This window comes from Paraburkholderia sp., from assembly GCF_034668105.1.
Lineage (GTDB): Bacteria > Pseudomonadota > Gammaproteobacteria > Burkholderiales > Burkholderiaceae > Paraburkholderia.
Window position 1 is genome coordinate 1 of the sequence record NZ_JAXDPY010000105.1, and the last position, 8572, is coordinate 8572.

Below are 8572 nucleotides of genomic sequence, written 5' to 3' on the forward strand. Positions count from 1 at the left end.
ACCGCCCGGCATCGCGACGAACGCATCGGAGAGATCGGCCATCATCTTCTTGCGATGATGCATGTCGGGCACCACATGCAACGCGGTCAGCCCGTTATGGCCGACTTCCTTGTTGACCAGCAACTCGGGAATCACGCCGATTGCGCGGCCGCCTTCGGCCATCACCGTATCGGCGATCACGCCCATCAGACCGACCTTGCCGCCGCCATAGACGAGCGCGAGATCGGCCTTTACCAGCGCGCGGCCGAAGGCGCGCGCGGCTTCGGCGTACAACGGTTTGGCTCCGTCGGAGGAGCCACAATACACACACACCGACTTCATGCTCAAGTGTCCTTCGGTTCGTTACGGGGCGCGGCGCCTTCTTTCGGCGGCAGGTAATCGTAGAACTCGCGTTTGGGCAGCTTGCCCGACACGAGGTCGTCGAAAATCTGCCGCGAGCGGCCGCGCAGATAAGGCGCCATCAGCGAGACGATCTGCACGCTCACCTGATGCAGTTCAGCGCGAATGGTTTCCTGCTCGTTGTACTTGCGCGGGTTCATCACGAACTGATACGACAGCCAGTATGTCGCGATCACGCCGATGTTGGTGGCAATCACGTGCAGCTCTTCGGGCGTGGCGACCATTTCGCCGTCCGCCACCAGTTGCTCGCAGAACTGGCTCGCAAAGCGCACCTTGTGGCTGATGATCTGCTTGAAGTGCGTTTCCAGCGTGCGGTTGCGCGCCAGCAGATCGTTCAGGTCGCGATACAGAAAACGATAGCGCCAGGTGAAATCGACCATGTACTGCAGGTACGACCACATCTCGTCGATGGTGGCGCGGTGATCGTCGGGGAAGCGCAGGCGCTTTTCGATCTCCTGCTCGAACTGGCTGAAGATGCTGTTGATGATGTCGTCTTTGTTGCGGAAGTGGTAGTACAGGTTGCCTGGACTGATTTCCATTTCCTCGGCGATCGTCGTGGTCGTGACGTTCGGTTCGCCGATCTCGTTGAACAGCTTCAACGACAGTTCGAGGATCCGTTCGCGGGTGCGGCGGGGAGGTTTGGCTTCCATGTAGTCCGGCCCTGGTAACGCCGGGCTTGCGTGATCCACCCGGACGCGGTTGGTATCGGTCGATTATAAACCGACCGTTCTTATACCAAACGAATACTCAGGGTTTTCATTGCTGAGGGTGCGATGGAACGGCGCGGCCTCAGCTTCATGGCCTTGCTTCATAGCCTTGCTTCATAGCCTTGCTTTACAGCCACGCCTTATAGCCACGCTTTGACCCATCCCACGATGAGCGGCCCGACAATCAGCCCCCACGTCATCAGACACATGCCAAGCGCGACCATGACCGCCGCGCTGCCGAGATCCTTGGCGCGGCGCGACAACTCATGGCGTTCGAGCGAAATCCGGTCGATGGCCGCCTCGACGCTCGAATTCAGCAATTCGACGATCAGCACCAGCAGCACCGAGCCGATCAGCAGCACGCGCGACACCGGATCGACCGGCACCAGCACGCCACAGGGAATCAGGATCGCGGCGAGCGTGAGCTCCTGGCGGAACGCGCTTTCCTCGCGGATCGCCACCTGAAAACCGGCCAGCGAATTTTTCATCGCGTGCCATGCGCGGGTCAGGCCGCGATTGCCCTTGTACGGATTGAAAGGGAGCGGGGCGAGCGGATCGTCGGGACTGAGCGGCTCGTGGTGCAGATCGTTGTCGGCGCGCTCGAAGCTGGCGCCATTCATGCCACGCAAACCATTCGCGTGATGGGCATGATTTGGCGCGCCGTGCCCGCTATCGTGCCTGGTATCGTCCTCGATGCGGTGCTCGATGCGGTGCTCAGTGACGTGCTCAGTGACGTGCTCGGGGTCGCGCTCAGTATCGTGCTCGCGCACGTCGTCGAACGGCTCGATGCTGGCGCTGTCAGTGCCGGCATCGACAGCGCGCAACGCGCCGTTCGACGCGCGTGCCGCGGTGGAGTTTCGGGTTCGCATAAGCAGCTCGGCGCGTCGCCTCACGCGGCGGCGCTTTCCTCACTGTACGAGGCGCGCGGCAGCGGCTTCAGATGCGCCGCGAACTGCTCGGACGCCGCCGTCCACGAGAAGCGTTCGGCCCACGCGCGTGCATGGCTGCGATCGATCTTGAGCGCCTCGAGGCAGGCTTCGCGCAAGTCTTCGTGCATCGCGCCCGCGCCGCCGTCGCCGAGCACGTCGATCGGGCCGGTCACCGGATACGCCGCGACCGGCGTGCCGCAGGCCAGCGCTTCGAGTAGCACGAGCCCGAAGGTATCGGTGCGGCTCGGGAATACGAAGACGTCGGCGGCGGCGTAGACCTTCGCCAGTTCGGCTTGCGTCAGCACGCCCAGGTAATTCGCTTGCGGATAGCGTGACTTCAGTTCGGCCAGCGCCGGGCCTTCGCCGGCAACCCACTTCGAGCCGGGCAGGTCGAGCTTCAGAAACGCCTCGACGTTTTTCTCGACGGCCACACGTCCCACGTACAGAAAGATCGGCCGCGCCGTGTTGAGAACCTTCGAGTCCATCTGGTGAAAGATATCGAGGTCGACGCCGCGCGTCCACAGCACCACGTTGGTGAAGCCGAATTTTTCGAGGTCGGTCTTGACCACCGGCGTGGGCGCCATCACCGCGAGCGACGCCTTGTGGAACCAGTGCAGAAACTTGTAGGTGACCCCGAGCGGAATGCCGAAACGCGCCTGCACGTATTCGGGAAAGCGCGTGTGATAAGCGGTCGTGAACGGCAGCTTGTGCTGGATCGCATAGGCGCGCGCGGCCATGCCGAGCGGGCCTTCAGTTGCGATGTGCAATGCGTCGGGCGCGAATTCGTCAATCCGCTGGCGCAGCTTGCGGCGCGGCAGCAGCGACAGGCGAATCTCCGGATAGGTCGGACACGGAATCGTCCTGAACTCGAGCGGCGTCAGCAAATCGACGCGATGGCCGAGCGCGGTGAGCTCGCGCGTGGTGTTTTTCAGCGTGCGCACGACGCCATTGACCTGCGGTTCCCATGCGTCGGTGACGATCATGATCTTCATCGGTTTCGGCCCAATAGAAGTGGAGAGGGACTACGCGGTCGCCCGGGCCTTTTGCACGCCGACTTCCGGTGCGCGCATCACGGTCCAGTAGATCACCTTGAGTTCGCCTTCGTACGTCTCGACGAGTGCCGACAGGCTTTCGACCCAATCGCCGTCGTTGCAATACAGCACGCCGTCGATGTCGCGGATCTCGGCTTTGTGAATGTGTCCGCAGACCACGCCGTCGCAGCCGCGGCGGCGCGCTTCGTCGGTCATCACGCGTTCGAACGAGGAGATGAAGTTCACCGCGTTCTTGACCTGATGCTTCAGGTATTGCGACAGCGACCAGTACGGGAAGCCGAGGCGGCTGCGGATCCGGTTGAACCAGCGGTTCAGGATCAGGATCATCGTGTAGAGCGTGTCGCCCAGATACGCGAGCCACTTGGCATGCTGGATCACGCCGTCGAACAGATCGCCGTGCACGATCCACAGGCGCTTGCCGGCGAGGGTCGTGTGGAAGGCTTCGCCGCGCACGTGGATGTCGCCGAACGCGAGGTCGCAGAACTGGCGCGCGGCTTCGTCGTGATTGCCCGGAACGTAAATGACCTGAGTGCCTTTGCGCGCTTTGCGCAGCACCTTCTGCACGACGTCGTTGTGAGCCTGCGGCCAGTACCAGCCTTTTTTCAACTGCCAGCCGTCGATGATGTCGCCGACGAGGTACAGATATTCCGACTCGTTGTGCCGCAGGAAGTCGAGGAGATAGGGCGCCTGACAACCGCTCGAACCGAGATGGATGTCGGAGAGCCAGATCGTGCGATAGCGGTGTGGTTCGGCGTGATCGTCGTCGTGATGACCGGCGTGCGCGTCGAGTGGCATTGACGGTACGGGCAACGGCAGTCCGTGACCAGGGTTGGGTTCCGGGCGGAACGCGACGGGGTCGACGCTCGGGCCGGTCTGGCGGAACAGGGAAGTCGCGGACGTTTTGGGGTCCATGGCTCACGCGTCGAGTTGCAGTGCCTGTATTGCGCCAGCCGCGCGTGACCGTGCCGTGACAGTCACGAGAAGTTCTTATTACGGTATCGGGAGAGGGGCGCCGCCGCGTTGGGGGAATTGCCGGGCGGGCGTTATGTCAACGCACGACGCTCACTACGCGTGTACCCGCGAGGCGGTCATGCAGGAATTGACGCTGCGGATCGAAGCGGCCGGTCGCGGCCCACAGCACGAACCAGATCGCGGCGACCACCAGCGTCTGCGGTACGGCGAGGCCGAGCAACGGATGCAGCGCGAGCGGCGGCAAAAACCACAGCCACGCGAGCACGTAACGAACGATCGCGCGGCCCGTGGTCAGCGGGGCGCCGTCAGCGGCGACCACGCGCAGGCGCCAGGTTTTCATCGGCAGCGTTTGGCCGCTGTGAGTCCAGAACCAGACGAAATACAGACCGACCACGAGGCCGATCCACGCCGCGAGCAGGTTATGGTGGGTGAGGCCGTTGCGCTGCTGTGTCAGTGTGCTGAACAGATAACCCGCGATGAACACGACGCCGAACAGAATCACGGCTTCGTAGAGCAGCGCGGCGAGACGCCGGCGAACGGTGGGTGCGGAGCCGGACGAAGCGGCGGGCAGGGACGAGGTGGCGAGCGGCTGGGACACAGTCGGGCCCGGCTCAGGAGCCGTTGAAGATCGACGGCGCCTCGGCCGGCGACACCGGGATCGGCGTAGCGGGTACGAAGCTGCCTGCAGCCGGAATCGCCGGCGTGGAAGCCGGGCTCGGCAATGGAACGGCTGCCGGGGCACTCACCGCCGCGGCACCGCTCGCGCCGTGCTCCCGTGCAGTGACCAGACGGTCCAGGCCCTTGATCTCCGACTTGCCGGACGGCGGCGCGCTGACGACGCTCGGGCGCCGCTTGCGCTCACTCGCGGCGAGCCGCTCCTTCTGTTCCTCGGGCAATTGCTGATAGGCCTTCCACGCGTTCTGGCGGGTTTCGCGCGGCAACTCCTTCGACACCTGGTAGTTCTCGCGGGCGACACGCCGCTGTTCGGGTGTCATCCGGACCCATTCAGTCATCCGGTCATGCAAGCGTTTTTGCGCATCGGGCGACAACTTCGGATAACGCGATGCGATCCGGATCCAGTTTCGCTTGCGTTCGTCGCTGAAGGAGTCCCATTGGCTCGCGAACGGCGCGAGCGCGACATGCTCGGCCGCGCTCAGGCGCGCCCATGCCATCGGACTATTGCTGGTGGGCAGACTCGGCAGTTCGACGGCGAGCGTAGGCGCCGGCGCCTTGGCGGTCGCATTGCCGCCTGCGGCAGGCGTGCTGGTGGGCGACGTGCTCGGATAAAAGCGCGGATACGTCGCGGCAAACGACACCAGGGCCGCGATCGCACATCCGAAAACAACGGCCAAGCCGCGCTTGTAACTCACCCGAAGAATCTCCCGCTCAGTGGGCGCGTGATAGATACGCGTTGAAACCGTGGTCGAGATAGGCATTGAGCGGCAAGTCGTCGCTTAGCATGGCTGCGTCGATATCGGCGAGTTCGGCCGTGCGTTGCTGGTCTTCCCAGTAAGCGATGCCGACGAGACTGACCAGCAGCGCGACGAGCGGCCAGGCGAGCGCAAAGCGGCGCAGCGGCGAACGGCCGCGCTGCGGCAAATTGACTGGCGGCATTCCGGCGGCCGCCATGCCGGCACCGGCGAGAGCGGGCACGAACACCGGCGCGCTCACGGGTTCGGGCTTCTTGCGGGCGAGCGCGGCGCGGCGCGCCGCCGCGAGCCGGTCGACGGTGGCGGCCGGAATGCTGGCGGCGGTTTCGTCGAGCGCGCGGCGCACCTGGCGGGCGAACTCGAGTTCTTTGGTTTCTGGGGAGCTCATAGCGTGATTCCTTTAGCCTTGAGCGCTTGCGCCAGCGTGTGGGTGGCCCGCGAGCAGTGCGTCTTCACGCTACCCTCGGAACAGCCCATTGCGGCGGCAGTCTCGGCGACATCCATATCTTCCCAATAACGCATGAGAAACGCCTCCCGTTGACGTGCCGGTAATTTTTGGATCTCGTTGTCGATTAACTGTAAGACCTGTTCGCGTTCGAGTTTCTGTTCGTTGCTTTCCGAGCCCGCAGAGCCTTGCTGCGCCTCGAATGTTTCGAGTGGGTCGAATTCGTCGTCGTCGGCGTTGCCGAGCGAGGAAAACAGACTCACCCAAGTATTGCGCACTTTCGCACGACGGAAATAGTCGTGCGTCGCATTCTGGAGAATACGCTGAAACAGAAGCGGAAGTTCGGCCGGCGGACGGTCGCCGTATTTTTCGGCGAGCTTGATCATCGCGTCCTGCACGATATCGAGCGAGGCGTCGTCGTCCCGCACGGCGTAGACCGTCTGCTTGAATGCGCGCCTTTCGACGCCCGCCAGAAAATCGGCGAGTTCCTTGTCTGATGCCATCCGTTTGGGGGTCGGCGCAGCGTGCGTGCGCGTAATCGGTCGAAAAATGTCGTAAAACTCGCGGATGCTAACAAACTTTTGCGCCGCCGGGGCGAAACGCGCGTCAGCTTGCATCTCTATAACAAGGTTTCGGTCACTTTCGGCCAATTGCGAGATTCGAAGCCGGCCGCTCAGGCAATATTTGCTTGACCGCGCGGCTTTCTGAAGATATCGTCGCTGGTTCGCAACATAAGTGACTTGTCTCAATTGAGGTGTGGCCCAAGAAGCTCACCTGTCAACTGGACGCGCCGCTTGAACCCGAGCCACAAGCCCGGCAGAGAGCACCCGATCAATTTTTTGCCGAAAATTCGAAAGGTGAATAAATGAATATGCCCAGCGCGGAATTCTCCACGTCGGATACGACTCCCCATCCCGAAGCTGAATCTATCGGCGCCACCGTGCTCATGCGCGCTTTGGCCGACGAAGACGTCGAGTTTGTGTGGGGCTATCCCGGCGGCTCGGTACTCTACATTTACGACGAGCTGTACAAGCAGGACAAATTCCAGCACATCCTCGTGCGCCACGAACAAGCCGCAGTCCACGCCGCCGACGCCTACGCGCGTTCAACCGGCAAAGTGGGTGTGTGCCTCGTGACCTCCGGCCCCGGTGTCACCAATGCGGTGACCGGCATCGCCACCGCCTACATGGATTCGATTCCGTTGGTGGTGATCAGCGGCCAGGTGCCGACTGCCGCGATCGGCCAGGATGCGTTCCAGGAGTGCGATACGGTCGGCATCACGCGTCCCTGCGTGAAGCACAACTTCCTCGTGAAGGACGTGCGCGACCTCGCCGCCACCGTCAAGAAAGCGTTCTACATCGCCCGTACCGGCCGTCCCGGCCCGGTGCTGATCGACATTCCGAAAGACGTGTCGAAAACGCCGTGCCAGTACGAACCGCTCAAGAGCGTCTCGCTGCGCTCGTACAACCCGGTTACGAAGGGTCACTCCGGCCAGATTCGCAAGGCAGTTGCCTTGCTGCTGTCGGCCAGGCGCCCGTATATCTACACCGGCGGCGGCATCATCCTGGCGGATGCGTCGCGTGAGCTGAATCAGTTCGCCGATCTGCTCGGCTACCCCGTCACCAACACGTTGATGGGTCTGGGCGGCTACCGCGCGAGCGACAAGAAATTCCTCGGCATGCTCGGCATGCACGGCACGTACGAAGCCAACATGGCGATGCAGCATTGCGACGTGCTGATCGCGATCGGCGCGCGCTTCGACGACCGTGTGATCGGCGACCCGGCGCACTTCGCGTCGCGCCCGCGCAAGATCATCCATATCGACATCGATCCTTCTTCCATCTCCAAGCGCGTCAAGGTCGACATTCCGATCGTCGGCGACGTGAAGGAAGTGCTGAAGGAGCTGATCGAGCAGTTGCAAACGGCCGAGCATGGCCCGGACACCGCGGCGTTGGCCGACTGGTGGAAGGACATCGAAGCCTGGCGCGCCAAAGACTGCCTGAAGTTCGACCGCAAGAGCGACATCATCAAGCCGCAGTACGTGGTGGAAAAGGCGTGGGAACTGACCGACGGCAATGCCTTCGTGTGTTCCGACGTGGGTCAGCACCAGATGTGGGCGGCGCAGTTCTATCGCTTCAACAAGCCGCGCCGCTGGATCAATTCCGGTGGCCTCGGCACGATGGGCTTCGGCCTGCCGGCGGCGATGGGCGTGAAGATGGCGCACCCTGACGACGACGTGCTCTGTATCACGGGCGAAGGCTCGATCCAGATGTGTATCCAGGAGCTCTCCACCTGCAAGCAGTACGAGACTCCGGTGAAGATCATTTCGCTGAACAACCGCTATCTGGGCATGGTGCGCCAGTGGCAGCAGATCGAATACAGTAAGCGCTATTCGCATTCGTACATGGATGCGCTGCCCGATTTCGTGAAGCTCGCCGAAGCGTACGGTCATGTCGGCATGCGGATCGAACGCACGGCAGATGTGGAACCGGCGCTGAAGGAAGCGCTGCGCCTGAAAGATCGCACGGTGTTTCTCGACTTCCAGACCGATCCGACCGAAAACGTCTGGCCGATGGTTCAGGCCGGCAAGGGCATCACTGAGATGCTCATGGGTTCGGAAGATCTATAACGACGGTTT

At 62.6% G+C, this 8572-nt stretch carries 10 protein-coding genes; 1 reads left to right on the plus strand and 9 read right to left on the minus strand.

Annotated elements, in window-relative coordinates:
* From QOC89_RS05005 to QOC89_RS05045, 9 genes are all read right to left on the minus strand, one after another.
* Positions 1–321, minus strand: a 321-nt coding sequence (locus QOC89_RS05005) for a TIGR00730 family Rossman fold protein (protein WP_323044012.1), incomplete at its 3' end; no start/stop codon positions are given.
* 2 nt (positions 322–323) lie between these two features.
* The gene (locus QOC89_RS05010) at positions 324–1049 is read right to left on the minus strand and encodes a TetR/AcrR family transcriptional regulator (protein ID WP_323044013.1); all 726 of its coding nucleotides are present in this window, start codon (positions 1047–1049) and stop codon (positions 324–326) included.
* Positions 1050–1246: 197 nt separating this feature from the next.
* A complete protein-coding gene (locus QOC89_RS05015; protein WP_323044014.1) occupies positions 1247–1975 on the minus strand; it encodes a diacylglycerol kinase in 729 nt (242 codons plus the stop codon).
* 20 nt (positions 1976–1995) lie between these two features.
* Positions 1996–3027, minus strand: a complete 1032-nt coding sequence (locus QOC89_RS05020) for a glycosyltransferase family 1 protein (RefSeq protein WP_323044015.1) — start codon at positions 3025–3027, stop codon at positions 1996–1998.
* 30 nt (positions 3028–3057) lie between these two features.
* Positions 3058–3999 (minus strand): UDP-2,3-diacylglucosamine diphosphatase, encoded by a 942-nt coding sequence (locus QOC89_RS05025; protein WP_323044016.1) that lies wholly within the window; start codon positions 3997–3999, stop codon positions 3058–3060.
* 136 nt (positions 4000–4135) lie between these two features.
* Positions 4136–4657 carry an RDD family protein gene (locus QOC89_RS05030; RefSeq protein WP_323044017.1) on the minus strand — a complete coding sequence of 174 codons (522 nt, stop codon included), beginning with the start codon at positions 4655–4657 and terminating at the stop codon, positions 4136–4138.
* A gap of 13 nt (positions 4658–4670) precedes the next feature.
* On the minus strand, positions 4671–5429 hold the full coding sequence (locus tag QOC89_RS05035; RefSeq protein WP_323044018.1) for a DUF3106 domain-containing protein: 759 nt from the start codon (positions 5427–5429) through the stop codon (positions 4671–4673).
* 16 nt (positions 5430–5445) lie between these two features.
* Positions 5446–5877: a DUF3619 family protein gene (locus tag QOC89_RS05040; protein ID WP_323044019.1), complete on the minus strand. Its 432-nt coding sequence runs from the start codon at positions 5875–5877 to the stop codon at positions 5446–5448.
* Positions 5874–6437 carry an RNA polymerase sigma factor gene (locus QOC89_RS05045; protein ID WP_323044021.1) on the minus strand — a complete coding sequence of 188 codons (564 nt, stop codon included), beginning with the start codon at positions 6435–6437 and terminating at the stop codon, positions 5874–5876. Before QOC89_RS05045 ends, QOC89_RS05040 begins: the two co-directional genes overlap by 4 nt.
* 362 nt (positions 6438–6799) lie before the next feature.
* Here QOC89_RS05045 and QOC89_RS05050 point away from each other — a divergent pair, with 362 nt between their 5' ends.
* Complete coding sequence (locus QOC89_RS05050) at positions 6800–8563, plus strand: acetolactate synthase 3 catalytic subunit (RefSeq protein WP_323044020.1); 1764 nt, start codon at positions 6800–6802, stop codon at positions 8561–8563.
* Positions 8564–8572 lie beyond the last annotated feature (9 nt).

What these genes read in the sequence shown, in the direction of transcription:
- QOC89_RS05010 (WP_323044013.1), bottom strand. Translation starts at nt 1,049, where the DNA reads ATGGAAGCCAAACCTCCCCGCCGCACCCGCGAACGGATCCTCGAACTG.
- QOC89_RS05015 (WP_323044014.1), bottom strand. Translation starts at nt 1,975, where the DNA reads ATGCGAACCCGAAACTCCACCGCGGCACGCGCGTCGAACGGCGCGTTG.
- QOC89_RS05020 (WP_323044015.1), bottom strand. Translation starts at nt 3,027, where the DNA reads ATGAAGATCATGATCGTCACCGACGCATGGGAACCGCAGGTCAATGGC.
- QOC89_RS05025 (WP_323044016.1), bottom strand. Translation starts at nt 3,999, where the DNA reads ATGGACCCCAAAACGTCCGCGACTTCCCTGTTCCGCCAGACCGGCCCG.
- QOC89_RS05040 (WP_323044019.1), bottom strand. Translation starts at nt 5,877, where the DNA reads ATGAGCTCCCCAGAAACCAAAGAACTCGAGTTCGCCCGCCAGGTGCGC.
- QOC89_RS05045 (WP_323044021.1), bottom strand. Translation starts at nt 6,437, where the DNA reads ATGGCATCAGACAAGGAACTCGCCGATTTTCTGGCGGGCGTCGAAAGG.
- QOC89_RS05050 (WP_323044020.1), top strand. Translation starts at nt 6,800, where the DNA reads ATGAATATGCCCAGCGCGGAATTCTCCACGTCGGATACGACTCCCCAT.